19 protein-coding genes are annotated in these 16,597 nt (G+C 37.8%); 16 read left to right on the top strand and 3 right to left on the bottom strand.

Going from position 1 to position 16,597, the window contains the following annotated elements:
* The first annotated feature begins 69 nt into the window (after nt 1-69).
* From AC1Q6O_RS20755 to AC1Q6O_RS20745, 3 genes are all read left to right on the top strand, one after another.
* Nucleotides 70-234: a hypothetical protein gene (locus tag AC1Q6O_RS20755; RefSeq protein ID WP_164908727.1), complete on the top strand. Its 165-nt coding sequence runs from the start codon at nt 70-72 to the stop codon at nt 232-234.
* Between the two features lie 102 nt (nt 235-336).
* Complete coding sequence (locus tag AC1Q6O_RS20750; RefSeq protein ID WP_008179881.1) at nt 337-663, top strand: nucleoside triphosphate pyrophosphohydrolase; 327 nt, start codon at nt 337-339, stop codon at nt 661-663.
* A 126-nt stretch (nt 664-789) separates the two neighbouring features.
* Nucleotides 790-1,200: an Asp23/Gls24 family envelope stress response protein gene (locus AC1Q6O_RS20745; protein ID WP_492402104.1), complete on the top strand. Its 411-nt coding sequence runs from the start codon at nt 790-792 to the stop codon at nt 1,198-1,200.
* Nucleotides 1,201-1,293: 93 nt separating this feature from the next.
* Here the strand turns inward: AC1Q6O_RS20745 and AC1Q6O_RS20740 are convergent, their stop codons facing one another.
* The 3 genes from AC1Q6O_RS20740 to AC1Q6O_RS20730 form a co-directional block, all read right to left on the bottom strand.
* Nucleotides 1,294-2,463 carry an MFS transporter gene (locus AC1Q6O_RS20740; RefSeq protein ID WP_008179884.1) on the bottom strand — a complete coding sequence of 390 codons (1,170 nt, stop codon included), beginning with the start codon at nt 2,461-2,463 and terminating at the stop codon, nt 1,294-1,296.
* A gap of 177 nt (nt 2,464-2,640) precedes the next feature.
* Nucleotides 2,641-3,477, bottom strand: coding sequence for a MerR family transcriptional regulator (locus tag AC1Q6O_RS20735; protein WP_492402102.1), 837 nt, complete (start codon nt 3,475-3,477; stop codon nt 2,641-2,643).
* Nucleotides 3,478-3,488: 11 nt separating this feature from the next.
* A complete protein-coding gene (locus AC1Q6O_RS20730; protein ID WP_083796517.1) occupies nt 3,489-3,656 on the bottom strand; it encodes a DUF2197 domain-containing protein in 168 nt (55 codons plus the stop codon).
* Between the two features lie 211 nt (nt 3,657-3,867).
* Here AC1Q6O_RS20730 and nusB point away from each other — a divergent pair, with 211 nt between their 5' ends.
* The 13 genes from nusB (at nt 3,868) to AC1Q6O_RS20665 (ending at nt 16,581) form a co-directional block, all read left to right on the top strand.
* The gene (gene nusB, locus AC1Q6O_RS20725) at nt 3,868-4,251 is read left to right on the top strand and encodes a transcription antitermination factor NusB (protein ID WP_008179889.1); all 384 of its coding nucleotides are present in this window, start codon (nt 3,868-3,870) and stop codon (nt 4,249-4,251) included.
* Between the two features lie 31 nt (nt 4,252-4,282).
* Complete coding sequence (gene folD / locus AC1Q6O_RS20720; protein ID WP_089986073.1) at nt 4,283-5,137, top strand: bifunctional methylenetetrahydrofolate dehydrogenase/methenyltetrahydrofolate cyclohydrolase FolD; 855 nt, start codon at nt 4,283-4,285, stop codon at nt 5,135-5,137.
* A gap of 130 nt (nt 5,138-5,267) precedes the next feature.
* Nucleotides 5,268-6,083, top strand: a complete 816-nt coding sequence (locus tag AC1Q6O_RS20715) for an undecaprenyl-diphosphate phosphatase (protein WP_492402099.1) — start codon at nt 5,268-5,270, stop codon at nt 6,081-6,083.
* A 231-nt stretch (nt 6,084-6,314) separates the two neighbouring features.
* The gene (gene xseA / locus AC1Q6O_RS20710) at nt 6,315-7,673 is read left to right on the top strand and encodes an exodeoxyribonuclease VII large subunit (protein WP_089986072.1); all 1,359 of its coding nucleotides are present in this window, start codon (nt 6,315-6,317) and stop codon (nt 7,671-7,673) included.
* Entirely contained in the window at nt 7,670-7,903 is a 234-nt protein-coding gene (gene xseB, locus AC1Q6O_RS20705) for an exodeoxyribonuclease VII small subunit (protein WP_492402097.1), read from the top strand. Before xseA ends, xseB begins: the two co-directional genes overlap by 4 nt.
* Before the next feature lie 3 nt (nt 7,904-7,906).
* Nucleotides 7,907-8,788 (top strand): polyprenyl synthetase family protein, encoded by an 882-nt coding sequence (locus AC1Q6O_RS20700; RefSeq protein WP_089986071.1) that lies wholly within the window; start codon nt 7,907-7,909, stop codon nt 8,786-8,788.
* 161 nt (nt 8,789-8,949) lie between these two features.
* Entirely contained in the window at nt 8,950-10,851 is a 1,902-nt protein-coding gene (dxs, locus tag AC1Q6O_RS20695; protein ID WP_043990667.1) for a 1-deoxy-D-xylulose-5-phosphate synthase, read from the top strand.
* Nucleotides 10,851-11,669, top strand: coding sequence for a TlyA family RNA methyltransferase (locus AC1Q6O_RS20690; protein WP_008179905.1), 819 nt, complete (start codon nt 10,851-10,853; stop codon nt 11,667-11,669). The genes dxs and AC1Q6O_RS20690 overlap by 1 nt, the downstream gene beginning before the upstream one ends.
* Before the next feature lie 100 nt (nt 11,670-11,769).
* Nucleotides 11,770-12,219 (top strand): transcriptional regulator AhrC/ArgR, encoded by a 450-nt coding sequence (ahrC, locus tag AC1Q6O_RS20685; protein WP_008179906.1) that lies wholly within the window; start codon nt 11,770-11,772, stop codon nt 12,217-12,219.
* 33 nt (nt 12,220-12,252) lie between these two features.
* Complete coding sequence (gene recN / locus AC1Q6O_RS20680; protein WP_008179907.1) at nt 12,253-13,944, top strand: DNA repair protein RecN; 1,692 nt, start codon at nt 12,253-12,255, stop codon at nt 13,942-13,944.
* Nucleotides 13,945-14,065: 121 nt separating this feature from the next.
* A complete protein-coding gene (locus tag AC1Q6O_RS20675) occupies nt 14,066-15,013 on the top strand; it encodes a SpoIVB peptidase S55 domain-containing protein (RefSeq protein ID WP_008179909.1) in 948 nt (315 codons plus the stop codon).
* 393 nt (nt 15,014-15,406) lie between these two features.
* A complete protein-coding gene (gene spo0A, locus AC1Q6O_RS20670; protein WP_008179911.1) occupies nt 15,407-16,198 on the top strand; it encodes a sporulation transcription factor Spo0A in 792 nt (263 codons plus the stop codon).
* A 197-nt stretch (nt 16,199-16,395) separates the two neighbouring features.
* Nucleotides 16,396-16,581, top strand: a complete 186-nt coding sequence (locus AC1Q6O_RS20665) for a hypothetical protein (RefSeq protein WP_008179914.1) — start codon at nt 16,396-16,398, stop codon at nt 16,579-16,581.
* Nucleotides 16,582-16,597: the final 16 nt, after the last annotated feature.

The following is a 16,597-nucleotide window of genomic DNA, read 5'->3' as shown; positions in this document are numbered from 1 at the left end:
TTCAAAGCGACTGTAGCACCTATGAGCGTTCTTATGATTGATTTGAAAGCATAAAAAGGACTAGCATATATGAGATTCATCATTCACATAAATCCTACTCCTAATAAACTAAGTGCAACAACCATTCCATTCCACCAAGCATTCATGAACAATGACGTCTTCAAATCAGCACAATTCAATACGAAGTTCCTTGAAGAGAACGAAGTATTGGGTGTAGCAGAAAAAGTGAAGTAAGCGGTCGTTATTTGAAAAGCCTCTAACTTTTTTTTGCAGTTAGAGGTTTTTTGTTTATACCATTGTATAATTTGGGTAGAGCAGTTGAGGAGGGGGATCAAGATGCCTGTATATAATAAGCTAGTAAGAGATAATATATTAGAAATAATGGATGCGAAAGGTGTAACTTATCGTGCGCGTACTCTAGAACCAATTGAGCTTTTAACGGAAGTGAAAGCAAAAATGCTCGAGGAAGCTAGGGAGTTTCATGAAGCTACTACTGTACAAGATGAGGTTGAGGAGTTAGTAGATATTTTAGAGCTAGTATATACAGCAATTAGTGCACTAGGTGTGAGCTATGAAGAGCTTGAGGCATTCCGTAATCAGAAGAAAATGGAGCGCGGAGGCTTTGACAAGGGGATTTATTTAATAAATGTTGAAGATCAATAATAATCATTTCATGAAGCTTCTTTATAAATTAAAACGGCTTTCGACAGCCAAGTCTTCCTTTTTATAGTATAATATATGTAAGTACAGCATTTGTTTGTGATGTGTAAGGGAAAGGATGATATTTGTATGGCAGAGAAAATAGGACAATCTTTCGTACAACCAACACCTTCTGGAAAAGAAGAGCTTGGAAAAATTGAAGTAGCGGCAGAGGTTATCGAGGTTGTGGCAGGGATCGCAGTAAATGAGGTCGAAGGCATTGCTGCAACACGTGGTAATATTGCGACAGGTGTCGTGGAACGTTTCGGTAAAAAGGTACACAATAAAGGGATTAAATCAGGTGTAACAGAAACGGGTGAAATCGCTATTGATGTATTTTGCTCTGTGAAATATGGATATGCCATTCCTAAGGTAGCGAAGGAAGTACAAACACAGATACGCCAAGCTATTTTTAATATGACAGCACTCGAAACTGCAGAAGTAAATGTGCATATTACAGCGATTCATTTCGAAAAAGAAGAAACTGTAGTACATGAATAAAACTAAAAGGATTGCCCGTAGATGACATATCTGTGGGCAATCCTTTTTAAATTTGGAAATTCATTCATAATATTATATTGTATCGCTGTCCGTTTATAATTCAATATGCTTTGGTTTTCTCCAGAATAACGCAAGGATGACACCAATTACTAAAACAATTGTGGCAAAGTAATATGGATAGTTCAAATTAATATCGAACAATATTCCGCCTAAAATAGGACCGAAAATATTACCAAGGCTTGTAAACATAGAGTTCATACCACCCACAAACCCTTGCTCATTGCCAGCAATCTTAGATAAATAAGAAGTGACTGCTGGACGAATTAAATCGAAACCAACAAAAATAAAGAATGTGACAAATAAGATGGCAAAATAATGATTCACGATAGTCATAGCAAAAGTTAAGACCGCTGAGAGGATCAGCGAATAGCGAATGACATTAATTTCCCCCATTTTCTTTGTCAGCCAATCAAATAGTAATAATTGTGCCAATGCACCTACAATTCCACTACCTGTAATGATAATGGCGATATCTGATGGCGTAAAGGCGAATTTATGGTCGACGAATAAACTAAATAATGATTCGAATGCAGCTAAGCCAAATGATAGGACGAAAATAAGAATAAATGGAATGAAATAAAGCGGGCTAAATACTCGCTTGGCACTCCCTAAAATTGATGTTGGTGTATCTTCCTTATCTCCAGCACGTGTTGGTTCTTTTAATAATACCAATGAAAAGATTGCTGCTATAAGGCCAAGGACACCGGCCGCATAGAAAGGTACACGTGTACCATATTCGGCTAGAAATCCTCCAATTCCAGGACCAATTATAAAGCCTGTACTAATTGCAGCGCTCATATAGCCAAGGGCTTTCGGGCGTTGAGATAGTGTTGTAATATCGGCAATATAAGCAGTGACGGCTGGCATAATGAAGGCCGCACTCACGCCACCTAACATTCGAGAAATAAAGAGGACTTCAATGGAACGTCCCAATCCAAATAAAAACTCAGAAAGTCCAAAAATAAAAAGCCCTGCAACAATCATGACTTTGCGGCCAATATTATCGACTAGCTTACCTGCAATAGGTGACACGATCAGTTGCGTAATAGCAAAGGCTGCCACCATATAACCAACGACAGAGCCTGAAATATGAAGCTCATTCATGATGGTTGGTAAAACTGGAATGACTAAACCAATACCTAAAAAGGCAATGAATAGATTCGATAGTAAAATTGCTAATGTTATATTTTGCTTCTTGCTCATAATGTTCTCCTTTTATTCGTTCACGATACATGAAATTGACATTCTACTAGAATATTTCCATGTATTACGATAAACCCTATAGTAACTATAGGGTCAAAAGATTTGTTTTCAATTTGATGATTTTTTATCAGTTTGGAAATTAATGTGGACAGTTATACATAAAGGGAGATTGTATCTTTATTGTATTTTTCGAATCTTTAATTCAACAATGAATTTCTTTTCATGCTCTAAAGTAAGGGTTGCGGGCATATACAGTTCATAAACTTGAGATTCAAAAGCTTCTGACTGAGGCATGACATAATTTCTTAATTTTTCATAAAAAGAAAAGTAGGTATCCGGATGGTAGATAAATGCAATACAGACAAATGTACCAGCAGGTATAATGGTTTGTTCAATATTCGACGATAGCTTCGAAAATACTCGCTCTGTTAATAGCGGGGTGAAAATGGCGTCATAAATAATTGCATTCACATTTTCATAGGGAGCGAGCGGATATATACAACCATAGCGACTATTTAATACACTGCCTTCCTTCTCAATAATTTTTGTAAGTGTTGCGTAATATGTATTGGTACTAGAAGTTGGAGTTAATTTGGTAGTTGTCACTTGTAAAATGGGCATGGCTTCCTCTACTTGTATATATACCTCACCAAAGAAGGGGATATCGATTTGTTCCTGTAATTGCTTTTTGGTTTTTAATAACGTGTTTTTTACTTCATTCAAGCGTGAAATTTTAGTATCAATTCTTTGCTCTTGCTGAGCAAAAAAGTCAAGTAGTTCTTCAGACGTTAATTTGAGCGCTTTCTTTATATCCTCTAACGAAATGCCAATATATTTAAGTGATTTAATGATATCTAAATAGAAAATTTGACTGTCTTTATAATAGCGATAATTGGTATAAGTATCGGTATAAGCAGGCTTAAATAAATCGATCTGATCATAATAACGTAACGTTTGAACGGATAGATTGGACAGTTTGGCAACCTCACCGATTGTATAATAATGTTCCTTCATAATGGCCTCCACTAGTAGTAGCTAAAGAAGTTTCGGATGGCATCAAAGCGAATTTTATGCTTGCACTCTTCGCAATAAAATAGGTGAGCTTCACGTTCTTTCATTTGTTTGTATTGTGCTTCACCTTCTTGGAGCTTGAATGGTTTTTTACAGCTCGTGCAAATAGCTTCATATTGCATTGTGAACACCTCTGTAGATTCTTTCAATTTTCTTTATTATAACATTTTGTGAATTAAACAAGCATTTTGGAATGCTCGAGACGAATTGTTAGATGCGCAAAAAGTTTCTTGAAAAAGGTTTCAGATTATTGAAAACTTGCTTGAAATCGTGTTTCTCAGGCGATTTTATGCTATTATAAACCTTAATGCCACTTAAGAAGGAGAGCTTTACATGAAACGACATGAAGCACGCGAAAAAGCGTTGCAAGTTTTGTTTCAGCTAGACAATACAGATTTAACAGTTGAAGAAGCAATGGGTCATATTAAAGGCCAACCGACAAATGCCTTCTACGAAAAAATTGTTACTGGAACAGCTGAACATTTGGAGGAAATTGATGCTACATTAGAACAGCATCTTGAAAAGTGGTCACTTGCCCGTTTACCCAAAATTGAGAGAACTGTTTTACGCCTAGCTGTATACGAACTGTTATACATGCCAGAAACACCAAAAAGAGTAGTACTAAACGAAGCAATCGAGTTATGTAAAACATTTGGCGATGATAGTTCATCTAAATTCGTCAATGGTGTACTTTCTAAATTTACAGAACAAGAATAATGTGTTGAATTGGAAGGAGTAACGAAGGTTTATGTCAAGTGCAATTATTAATGGTAAAGAGATTGGTCAAGAAATTCGTAATGCTGTAGCAGAGCGTGTAATTCGTTTAAAAGAACAAGGGTTAACACCTGGTTTAGCGGTTGTGTTAGTTGGGGACAACCAAGCTTCAGCTACATATGTGAGAAATAAACAAAAATCTTGTGAAGCAATTGGTATGTATTCGGAACTGATTAAATTACCTGAAGAAACGACGCAAGAGGAATTATTAACACAAATTCAACTATTAAATCAACGTGAAGATATTCACGGTATTTTAGTACAATTACCACTTCCAAAACATATTGATGAGGATAAAGTCATTGCGACAATTGCTGTCGAGAAGGATGTTGATGGCTTCTCACCTGTCAGTGTTGGGAAAATGATGCTTGGCCAAGAAACATTTTTACCTTGTACTCCTTTTGGCGTAATGAAGCTTCTTGAGTATTCAGGAATTGAGATTGCAGGAAAACATGCTGTAATCGTAGGACGCAGTCATATTGTAGGTAAGCCAATGGGGCAACTACTATTGCAAAAAGATGCTACGGTAACGTATACTCATTCCAAAACGCCAGATTTACCTTCATTTACAAAACAAGCGGATATATTAATTGCTGCTGTTGGACGTGCAAACTTTATTACAAAAGAGCATGTGAAAGAAGGGGCTGTTGTAATTGATGTTGGCATTAATCGTGATGACAACAATAAATTATGCGGCGACGTAAACTTTGCTGAAGTAGATGGTATAGCGTCTCATATCACACCTGTACCAGGGGGTGTTGGACCGATGACCATCACAATGTTACTATTCAACACTGTGCAAGCAGCTGAAAATAAGCTTGCTAATTAATAGCCTTTTTATGAAGTCATCTCAATATCATGTTGAGATGACTTTTTTTATGGATTGATTCCAGAACTTTTATGCTAATTTTGACGTCTAATGTAACGTTTGGGACATACATACTTAGTAGGAGGTTTTTATGGAAAATATCGATATTGTGTTAATTGTGAAGCATATCATTATTGGTCTTGTCCAAGGGTTTACAGAACCAATTCCGGTATCGTCAAGTGGACATGTGATGATTGCCAGCGAAATACTAGGGCTTGGTGAACAAGGGTTTACGTTCGCCATTCTAACCAATACAGCATCGTTACTTGCTATTGTTTATATTTATCGTGAGGATATAGTACGATTGATTTCCCATTTTTTCTTGTACTTGAAAACACGTGAGAAGCGCTACAATGCTGATTTTCGTTTTGCCTTGTATATCATTATAGGTTCTATTCCAGCGGGCGTTTTAGGAGTATTATTAAGTGATGTTATTGCAGACAATGTGAGTATGACGACAATTGCGCTCATGTTGTTTGTTACGGGTGCGGCTTTATGGTTGATTCGTAATAAGCGTGGGAAGAAAAAAGATGCAGATTTAAGTGCGAAGGATGCCATTATTGTCGGGTTAGGGCAAGCAGTCGCTCTCACACCAGGTATTAGCCGATCAGGTGCGACGATTATTTCAGCTATTGCAGTAGGTATGAGACAGGATACAGCTTTACGTTTCTCCTTTATGCTTTATATTCCAGTAAGCTTAGGTGGGGTCGTATTAGGAATAACTGATTTTTTAGATGAGCCTAATAAAGGTGCGTTAGCGCTTCCTTATGCAGCCACTTTTCTAGCTACACTTATTATGACGTACTTTGCCATGCGTTGGTTTATGGGCATAATGAAAAGTGGTAAACTTAGCTATTTTACGTACTACTGTTTTATTGTAGGAACATTATTATTATTATTTTATTAAAATGTAAAGTCTCATAACAACTGTTGTTATGGGACCTTGTTTTGTTATTCATTGAATAGTCAATTTCTATTAGTTAGAACGTGTTGGAATATGTTATAGTTATTTTTTGATAGAAAAAAGACAGGCATTTTTTCTAGCGAAACTGCATTTAAACGCGTCAACACCAGTAAAAAATGTTATGATAGGTGTAGTTTTTGTAAAAAACTTGATCTTAGTAAAGGAGCCGAAAACATGTCCTCTGCTTCTTATTTAACTGTAAAAGCATTAACAAAATATATTAAACGAAAATTCGATGCGGACCCTCACCTACGCGAAGTGTATGTGAAAGGTGAGCTATCAAATGTAAAAATTCATCAATCTGGCCATATTTACTTTACATTAAAGGATGATGGGGCAAGAATTGCTGCCACGATGTTTAAAACGGCTGCCACGAAATTAGCATTTGAACCAAAAGAAGGTATGCAAGTATTTATCCGTGGTGATGTAAACGTTTACGAAGGCTACGGGACTTATCAGCTATATGTCCAAGAAATGCAACCGGATGGTATAGGTAGTCTATTTGTTGCCTTTAATCAATTAAAAGAGCAATTACAAAAAGAAGGGCTTTTTAAATTAGAATGGAAACAATCGATTCCAAAGTTTCCTGAAAAAATAGGTGTGCTAACATCAACGACAGGAGCAGCGATTCGAGATATTTGTACGACTTTAAAGAGACGTTACCCTCTAGCTGAAATTCTGATTTACCCTACACTTGTACAAGGAGCACAGGCGGCACCAAATATTGTACAAAACATTCAACGTGCCAATCAAGAGGCAACTTGTCAAGTGTTGATTGTTGGACGCGGGGGAGGCTCGATCGAGGATTTATGGGCATTCAATGAAGAAATAGTGGCGAGAGCTATTTTTGACAGTAGAATTCCTATTATTAGCGCAGTTGGTCATGAAACAGATACGACAATTGCCGATTATGTTTCTGATTTACGTGCACCTACACCAACAGCGGCCGCTGAGATGGCAGTCCCAGATCAAGCGGAGCTATTCCAACGGGTACTTTCCCAAAAATCTCAAATTCATCAAATGGTTAGGTCGCAACTTATGGCTGAACGACAGCGTCTTAATAAGCTCCAACAGTCTTATCCACTGTCAATGCCAGAAAGACTATATCGACCGTTTACTGAAAGATTGGCACAGCTCGAGTCAGGATTGCAAACAGCCATGCAAGTAGATTTGATGAAGAAAAGTGCTCAGCTTCAGCAATTACATAGTACGGTGGCACAACATTCACCAAAAAAAGCACTTGCCTTCCATCAACGGGAGCTAGAAGCGCGCATGCAACAATTAACACGTGCTACAACGTATTATGTAGCGAAGCAGCAACAACAATTTGAGGCAACTATTCGAACATTAGAAGCATTAAATCCATTATCCATTTTAACAAGAGGATTTACAGTCGCTTATAAAGATCAACAGATGATTAAATCATCCACTGACGTGCAGAAGCAGGATCATCTGACATTGACTTTCCATGATGGGAAGGTTGTGGCTGAAGTGAAGGATATTTTGCCAAAGAATGAGGGGGAATCGTTGTGACAGAAAAACAACAAACTTTCGTAGAAGCTATGACGGCATTGGAAGAAATAGTTCGCCAGCTAGAACAAGGCGATGTACCATTGGAAAATGCGATTGATTTATACAAGCAAGGAATGGAGCTATCAAAGTTTTGCCATAGTAAACTGCAGCATGCTGAAGAGCAGCTAGTATCTATTGTCCAAGAGACAGGTGAAACAACAGCATTTGATCCACTAAAGGGAGAGAATTAGGAAATGAATGAGCCATTAAAGTACTTTATCGAAAGCAACATACCACAAATCGAAGAAACGATGTTTGCACTTGTTTCAAAAATTGATGCTCCAGTAGATTTAAAGGACTCCATGCTATATTCATTAAAGGCAGGCGGTAAACGCATTCGACCACTTTTTGTATTAGCTGTCCTGGAGCTTTATCAAAAAAAATTACAGGATGGTTTAATTGTAGGATCTGTCATTGAAATCATTCATACGTATTCGTTAATCCATGATGACTTACCAAGCATGGATAATGATGATTTTAGAAGAGGCAAGCCAACAAACCACAAAGTTTATGGAGAAGCACTTGCAACACTGGCGGGAGATGCATTAAACACATTGGCGTTTGGTATTTTAGCCCGTATGGAAGTAACGGCTGAAAAGCGGATCGAGCTTGTTCAATTGTTAAGCGTTGCCGCAGGTGCTGAGGGCATGGTTGGTGGTCAAGTACTGGATATGGAAGGTGAGCAGCGTCAGCTTGATTTAACTGAACTGGAGCAAGTCCATGTTAATAAAACCGGTGCTTTATTAAGATTTAGTATTGAAGCGGGAGCCGTATTAGCAGACGCATCTAAACAAGACCGTGCTACATTGAAGGAATATGCCCATCACATCGGCCTAGCTTTCCAAATCCAAGACGATATTTTAGATATCGAAGGAACAACAGAGGAACTAGGAAAAACGGCTGGGAAAGATGTAGCTAGTGATAAGAGTACTTACCCAGCACTTTTAACGCTAAATGGAGCGAAAGAAAAGCTTGCTGAGCATTATCAACATGCTATTAATGCACTCGATCAATTACCAATAGATGCTAGCTTATTACGAGACTTTGCGGCATATATTGTTCATCGTAAAAACTGAGAGAAAATCAAGGCATTGAAGGAAAAGAATATGCTAGAATAGGTGGGAACGTTTACAAATTGTAAACAATGAAGTGCTCGTACTTTTAGCATATTGATAACACTGCTATAATAGTGAAAACAAATGCGGTGAATATTTTATTGAAAAGGTGTGTGAGAAAGGTGGATTTAAATAAAATAACTAGTCCATCCTTTTTAAAAAACTTAAATAAGAAGGAGCTTGAGCAGGTAGCGCAAGAAATTCGTACCTTCTTAATCGAAAAATGTTCTGTCACAGGTGGACATATCGGCCCGAATTTAGGAGTAGTCGAGCTTACGATCATGTTGCATAAAATGTTTGACAGTCCAAAAGATAAGTTTTTGTGGGATGTTGGCCACCAAGCTTACGTGCATAAAATTTTAACAGGTCGTGCGAGTCAATTTGACACACTACGTCAGTTCAAAGGGCTTTGTGGATTTCCAAAGCGCGTGGAGAGTGAACATGATGAATGGGAAACAGGTCATAGCTCGACTTCCTTATCAGCAGCCATGGGTATGGCAGCAGCACGTGATATTAAAAAAGAACATAACTATGTAATTCCTATTATTGGGGATGGCGCTTTAACTGGCGGTATGGCGCTTGAAGCGTTAAATCATATCGGTCATGCGAAAACGAATATGATTGTTATCCTAAATGATAATGAAATGTCCATTGCTCCAAACGTTGGTGCGCTTCACAGTGTTTTAGGTCGTTTGCGTACTGCCAAGGAGTATTCAAAAGCCAAAGAAGAGCTAGAATCACTTATTAATAAAATTCCGGTATTAGGTGGGAAGCTTGCTTCTACCGCGGAACGACTTAAGGACAGTTTAAAATATTTAGTGGTGTCAGGTGTCTTTTTTGAGGAATTAGGCTTTAAATATCTTGGTCCTATTGATGGTCATGATTTTGAAGCATTGGAAATGACATTATCCCATGCAAAAAAAGTGAAGGGGCCAGTCCTTGTTCACGTAATTACGAAAAAAGGAAAGGGCTATAAACCTGCTGAAGACGATACGATCGGTAATTGGCATGGAACAGGTCCTTATAAAATTGAAAATGGTGCCTTTGTGAAGTCAGAGACTAAAGGACCAGCATGGAGTAGTTTAATTGCAGAAACTGTTCGTAAAATTGCTCATGAAGATGAGCGAGTCGTGACGATCACACCTGCTATGCCTGTCGGGTCAAAATTACAGGGTATTCAACAAGACTTTCCAAATCGTTTCTTCGATGTGGGGATTGCCGAGCAACATGCAGCAACAATGGCAGCGGGTTTAGCTACACAAAATATGAAGCCGTTTTTAGCGATTTATTCAACATTCCTACAACGTGCTTATGACCAAGTGTTGCATGATATTGCGCGTCCTAATTTAAATGTCTTTATCGGTATTGATCGTGCTGGTTTAGTTGGGGCAGATGGTGAAACGCATCAGGGCGTATTTGATATCGCTTTCCTACGTCATATTCCAAATATGACGATTATGATGCCTAAGGATGAAAATGAAGGGCAACATATGGTTAAAACAGCTATTGAGTACGATGGTGGTCCAATTGCACTACGTTACCCACGTGGTAATGGGATTGGCGTTCCACTAGATGATGAGCTTGTCGCATTACCAATTGGTAGCTGGGAAGTTTTACGAGAAGGAAAAGATGGTTCCATTTTGACATTTGGCACAACGATTCCGATGGCCATGCAAGCAGCAGATATGTTAGCGCAGCAAGGGATTGATATCGAGGTGGTCAATGCACGCTTTATCAAACCAATGGATGAGGATATGCTACACCGAATTTTATCCAATCATAAACCGATATTAACCATCGAAGAAGCTGTCCTAAAAGGCGGATTTGGTAGCGGAGTATTAGAATTTGCTCACGACCACGGCTATCTCAATGCAATTGTTGATCGAATGGGTATTCCAGATCAATATATCGAACATGGTAACGTTGATCAACTGCTCGAAGAAATTCATATGACAGCAGAGGATGCAGCAGCACGTATGCAAGTATTACTTCAACAAAAACAGCAAGTAGGTTTAAATAAATAATGACAAAACAACCAAAAGAACGAGTGGATATTTTACTTGTAGAGCGTGGATTATGTGAAACAAGAGAAAAAGCAAAACGTTCCATTATGGCGGGACTTGTTTTTTCAAATGAAATACGAATCGATAAAGCAGGAGAAAAAATTGCTATCGATGCGCCTCTACAAGTAAAAGGTTCCGATTTAAAATATGTTAGTCGTGGTGGTCTGAAGCTAGAAAAGGCCCTACAAATTTTTGATATGTCTGTAGAAGGGAAGCTAATGCTTGACATTGGCTCCTCTACAGGTGGGTTTACAGATTGTGCATTGCAACATGGCGCAAGACATGGCTATGCACTGGATGTCGGATCCAATCAATTAGCGTGGAAAATTCGGTCAGATGAACGTGTTACCGTCATGGAAAAAACTAATTTCCGTTATACTACGGCAGCAGATTTATCTGAAGGATTACCTGATTTTGCTACAATAGATGTTAGTTTTATTTCTTTATCATTAATTTTACCGGTGTTAAAAACAGTATTGCTACCAGGTGGCGATGTGATGGCATTGGTGAAACCGCAGTTTGAGGCGGGAAAAGATAAAGTTGGAAAAAAAGGTATCGTTCGTGATAAAAAAGTCCATCTCGAAGTATTAGAAAAAACAGCGGCAATGGCCACAGAAATTGGATTTGTTGTAAAGGATGCTTCTTATTCCCCGATAACAGGTGGGGAAGGAAATATTGAATTTTTATTCCATTTAGTGAATCCTATTGGAGAAGAAGACATTCCTGCATATACAGCTTTTAATGCACTCGTTGAAGAAGCGCATAATTCTTTAAAATAACACGTGCTCGCTTATAGAGCCGTGTTTTTTCTTGTGCTTTTTTGTTGAAAATGGTAGTGTGATTATACACATATTTAATTATTTATTAGAGGTGGCTACGATGAATAAAGGACAAAGACATATACGAATTCGGGATATTATTGCGAATCATGAAATTGAAACACAAGATGATTTAGTCGATTTCCTAAAAGATGCAGGCTATAATGTGACACAAGCTACGGTATCAAGAGATATTAAAGAACTACATTTGGTGAAAGTACCATTACAGGACGGTCGCTATAAGTATAGCTTGCCCGCTGATCAACGATTTAACCCAGTGCAAAAATTACATCGCGCATTAGCGGATGCCTTTATAAGCATTGATGGAGCATCGCATTTTTTAGTGATGAAAGCTCTTCCAGGTAATGCGAATGCGATTGCATCCTTACTAGACCATTTAGATTGGCCAGAAATTTTAGGTACAATTTCTGGAGACGATACCATTTTAATTATTTGTCGAAATGAAAATGAGCGGGAAAATACTAAAAATCGCTTACTAGACATGCTTTAAAAAATGGGGAAATGGATTCAGAGGTGACAATTTGTGTTAAGAGAGCTTAGTATTCGAAACTTTGCTATCATTGAGGATTTGACTGTGAGTTTTTCAGAAGGTTTGACTGTACTAACGGGGGAAACTGGTGCTGGTAAATCTATTATCATTGATGCTGTTCATTTACTTGCTGGTGGACGGGGAAATACTGAATTTATTCGTCATGGGGCAAGAAAGGCTGAATTAGGTGGCTTATTTCAAATTTCGAATTCCACGCATCCTGTGCTGAAAAAATTAGAAGAAGCAGGCATTGAGATTGAAGAAGAGACAGTTATTTTACGTCGTGATTTAAATGATTCTGGGAAAAGTATTTGCCGTGTAAATGGTAAACTTGTGCCATTATCAGTACTGAGAGAAATTGGTGGGAGTCTCATTGATATTCATGGCCAACATGAAAACCAAGAGCTGATGGATGAAAAACAGCATATCAATTTACTCGACCAGTTTGCAGAAGAGCAGCTGCTACCTATTCAAAAAACATACAGCGAACAATATGAAGAATATCGATTGCTGAAAAAGGACTTAGCCTCGATTTCCATCGATGAACAATTAATGGCACAACGCATTGATTTGTATCAATTCCAAATAAAAGAGCTAGAAGAAGCCAATTTAAGGCTAGGTGAGGAAGATGAACTTCTTGATGAACGCCGTCGTCTCATGAATTATAATAAAATTTTTGAACGTTCTAGTGCTGCCTATGAGGCCATTCAGGGAGAATCAAAAGGTCTTGATTGGATTGGGAATGCAATGGGTGCTTTGGATGATGCAGCAACAGTTGACGAGCAATTTAAAGAAGCTTCTGAGGCAGTGACATCGGCTTTTTATGCGCTACAAGATGCGGCTTATCAGGTCAAAAATGTATTAGATGAATTGGAGTTTGATCCAGCGCGTTTAAATGAGGTAGAACAACGATTAGCACTATTCCAAAATTTAAAACGCAAATATGGTTCGACTGTGGAGGACATTTTAGCGTATTTTGAAAAAATAAAAATAGAGTTAAATGAACTGCTAAATCGCGATGAAATTTTGCAGGTGAAAGAACGAAGAGTGCTTGAAATGGAATCGGTTCTTAATGAGCTTGCTACAGAACTTTCAATTGTGCGTAAAGCTGCTGCCCAACAGTTAAGTGAAGCCATTATGGCAGAGTTACGGGAATTACATATGGAAAAAGCTAAATTTATTGTCAATTTTGAAGAATTACCATATTTCGATGCAAATGGAAAAGATCAAATTATTTTTTATATTTCTACCAATGTTGGAGAACCGCCAAAGTCCTTACCGAAAATTGCCTCGGGAGGAGAATTATCACGAATGATGCTGGCGCTGAAAACTATTTTCTCTTCTTCTAATGGTATCACATCCATCATTTTTGATGAAGTGGACACAGGAGTTAGTGGAAGAGTGGCACAAGCCATTGCAGAAAAAATTGCTGCGGTATCCATTAATTCTCAAGTGCTATGTATTTCACATTTACCTCAAGTAGCTGCGATGGCTGATCATCATTACTTCATTAAGAAAGAAGTCGAGCATGATCGAACATTTACGTCTTTATCAGAAATTGATCAAAAGGCACGAATTGAAGAAGTCAGCCGTATGATGTCTGGAACAGAAATTACGGCTTTAACACTACAGCATGCAACGGAGTTATTAACAATGGCAGAAGAGCGTAAAAAACAAATGCGTTAACCATATACCAGAAACAGTTAAACCTGTTTCTGGTTTTTTTCTTTTTGCACAAATATTTACCGCTTATAAGAACGCCACAACAACACATAGTAAAAAGACAAAAATGAAAAGGAGGTGTCGTATGAATCGTCGTTGGCGTCAATTAGTCATTTTGCCTATGCTCATCTTTTTGTTAGTGATGCCTATACAAGCTTTAGCCGCCAAAAAGCTTATACCGATGGGTGAAGCCATTGGAATCCAACTTCAATTATCACATGTGTTCGTAGCGCATGATGTACTGTTAGCTTCCAATCAGTGGATGAAAGGTGGCGCAGTGATTGAAAAAATTAATGATATACCTGTAAAATCGCTGGCAGACGCCAAACAAGCTATGGCTAAAGAAGGCCAACAGAAATGGACGATCAATAATGACGGAAAACAAGTTACACTCGAATTACAAAATCAAGAAGCAGAGCATATCATATCCTTCTTAAAAGATGAAACAGATGGAGTAGGAACACTGACTTATATTGATCCAGAGACAAAAAACTATGGTGCACTAGGTCATCAAATTGTTGATTCAACCCTACAAGAGGCCCCTGTATTTAGAGCTGGCTCCATTTTTTTAGCTTCAATTCAACAAATCCGTAAAAGTACGCCTGGCCAACCAGGTTACAAAATTTCCTCCATTGAAAAACATCAGGAACGACTGGGTAGTATAGATAAAAATACTGTTTATGGAATTTTTGGCCGTTGGGAAGAAGGCTATCCACAAAGATTACCCAAAGCGATTGAAATTATGCATGAAAAAGATATAAAAACGGGGAAAGCGGAAATATATACAGCCATTGAAGGCCGAAAAGTCGAAACTTTTTCCATTGAAATAACAAAAGTTGAAAATGAACGACTTGAATTTATAGTTTCTGACGAAAAGCTCATTGAAAAAACTGGTGGAATTTTGCAAGGAATGAGTGGCAGTCCTATCATTCAAGACGGTCGATTTGTCGGTGCTGTAACACATATGTTTGTGGAGGAGCCGAAAAAGGGAGCAGCTCTAACAGTAGCTGAAATGTTAAGAAAGTCTTCTTAAAAAGTGGGATGGCATTTGGTAAAAATCCGCATTTTCCGCAGGCAGAACAGGTGCCCGCTGGAAACTTGCGGGTTTTTATCTTTATGTTAAAAACACTTTGAATTCAACAAGTATTTCTAATAATAACCGAAAGGAGTCATGATATTTAAAAAAACTGTAGTTTTATCTTATTTTTTTATCTAAAATAGGTAATAAGAGTGTTTCGACAGTTTGCCAATATTTAGCACAACTTGTCGATATTAAAAGAAAGTATCGGACTACATACTCATTTTTGGAAATGAAAAAGGTTTTTAAACAAAAATGTCGAAAATTCCACAGTGTGCCAAAAACGGCATTTAGGGGTTAGGTTAACGCTTTGGAGTGTTCAAAGCAAGTCCAGAAGGAGGAATTAAAATGACAAAGGTAAAAGTAGCGATTGCAGATGATAATCGTGAGTTATTAAAAACAATGGAGCAATATTTCCAGGGGCATGCCGAAATAGAAATTATTGCTACGGCTTCAAACGGGAAAGTTTGTCTACAAATGCTTGAGGAATTTACACCTGATGTTTTACTTCTAGATATAATCATGCCTCATCTTGACGGTTTAGCTGTTTTAGAATCGATGTATCAAAATGAGAAAATGTCATCAGTCCAAGTAATTATGTTAACTGCTTTTGGCCAAGAAGATGTCATGAAGCAGGCTGTAGATCTAGGGGCATCTTATTTCATGCTAAAGCCATTTGAATTTGATCAATTAGTGCAGAAGATTTTACATTGTGCTGGACAGAAGGCGACACTTCCTAAAAAGACAAGCGTTTTACAACCTACCGTCCCTCAAAAATTAAATCAGCATCAATTAGACAGCACGATTACAGCTATCATTAAAGAAATCGGTGTACCTGCACATATTAAAGGGTATTCCTATTTGCGTGAAGCCATTCAAATGGTATTTGAGGATATTGAATTATTAGGATCTGTGACAAAGATTTTATATCCAGAAATCGCGAAAAAATTCAATACGACACCATCACGCGTTGAACGCGCAATTCGTCATGCTATCGAAGTTGCATGGAATCGTGGTAATTATGAATCCATTTCGTCGATGTTTGGCTACACGGTGCATCACTTGAAATCCAAGCCGACAAATAGTGAATTCATTGCTATGATTGCAGACAAAATCCGCATCGACATGATGGCTAGCTAAACTTAAAATTTTTAGCAATAAACGATAGAAAAACTGATATAGCAATTATACCTCGAGTTTTTATAACGCCATTTTTAGACAGTGTGACCACTGTTTAGAAAGGCGTATTTTTTTGATGGGTATCTATTATCTTATGAGCGATGATACTGATGAAATCGAGTACTGCATGGTAATAAAATTAGAAGCAGGTGATCAAAATGAAAAGTGTCAACTTTCAATTAGATGGAATGGACTCATTAGAAATTACACAACTAGAGGAACATTTATTTGAAGTCCGACTCGTATTAGACGGTAAAATAAGTATGCAATATATGAGTAAGGAGGAATTGGGACAGCTTGGTGCGACCTTTCAAATTGGAAATATAAAGAGCTATCTTGAATAAAGAGCCTTAATATCCG

This window comes from Lysinibacillus sp. GW823-FHT06C08 (genome assembly GCF_058795135.1).
The sequence above is the reverse complement of the archived record's forward strand: the minus strand, read 5'-3'. Positions and strand labels throughout refer to the sequence as shown.

What these genes read in the sequence shown, in the direction of transcription:
- nusB (WP_008179889.1), top strand. Translation starts at nt 3,868, where the DNA reads ATGAAACGACATGAAGCACGCGAAAAAGCGTTGCAAGTTTTGTTTCAG.
- xseA (WP_089986072.1), top strand. Translation starts at nt 6,315, where the DNA reads ATGTCCTCTGCTTCTTATTTAACTGTAAAAGCATTAACAAAATATATT.
- spo0A (WP_008179911.1), top strand. Translation starts at nt 15,407, where the DNA reads ATGACAAAGGTAAAAGTAGCGATTGCAGATGATAATCGTGAGTTATTA.
- AC1Q6O_RS20755 (WP_164908727.1), top strand. Translation starts at nt 70, where the DNA reads ATGAGATTCATCATTCACATAAATCCTACTCCTAATAAACTAAGTGCA.
- AC1Q6O_RS20730 (WP_083796517.1), bottom strand. Translation starts at nt 3,656, where the DNA reads ATGCAATATGAAGCTATTTGCACGAGCTGTAAAAAACCATTCAAGCTC.
- AC1Q6O_RS20750 (WP_008179881.1), top strand. Translation starts at nt 337, where the DNA reads ATGCCTGTATATAATAAGCTAGTAAGAGATAATATATTAGAAATAATG.
- AC1Q6O_RS20690 (WP_008179905.1), top strand. Translation starts at nt 10,851, where the DNA reads ATGACAAAACAACCAAAAGAACGAGTGGATATTTTACTTGTAGAGCGT.
- AC1Q6O_RS20675 (WP_008179909.1), top strand. Translation starts at nt 14,066, where the DNA reads ATGAATCGTCGTTGGCGTCAATTAGTCATTTTGCCTATGCTCATCTTT.
- AC1Q6O_RS20740 (WP_008179884.1), bottom strand. Translation starts at nt 2,463, where the DNA reads ATGAGCAAGAAGCAAAATATAACATTAGCAATTTTACTATCGAATCTA.
- AC1Q6O_RS20715 (WP_492402099.1), top strand. Translation starts at nt 5,268, where the DNA reads ATGGAAAATATCGATATTGTGTTAATTGTGAAGCATATCATTATTGGT.
- folD (WP_089986073.1), top strand. Translation starts at nt 4,283, where the DNA reads ATGTCAAGTGCAATTATTAATGGTAAAGAGATTGGTCAAGAAATTCGT.
- AC1Q6O_RS20700 (WP_089986071.1), top strand. Translation starts at nt 7,907, where the DNA reads ATGAATGAGCCATTAAAGTACTTTATCGAAAGCAACATACCACAAATC.
- AC1Q6O_RS20735 (WP_492402102.1), bottom strand. Translation starts at nt 3,477, where the DNA reads ATGAAGGAACATTATTATACAATCGGTGAGGTTGCCAAACTGTCCAAT.
- AC1Q6O_RS20665 (WP_008179914.1), top strand. Translation starts at nt 16,396, where the DNA reads ATGAAAAGTGTCAACTTTCAATTAGATGGAATGGACTCATTAGAAATT.
- ahrC (WP_008179906.1), top strand. Translation starts at nt 11,770, where the DNA reads ATGAATAAAGGACAAAGACATATACGAATTCGGGATATTATTGCGAAT.
- AC1Q6O_RS20745 (WP_492402104.1), top strand. Translation starts at nt 790, where the DNA reads ATGGCAGAGAAAATAGGACAATCTTTCGTACAACCAACACCTTCTGGA.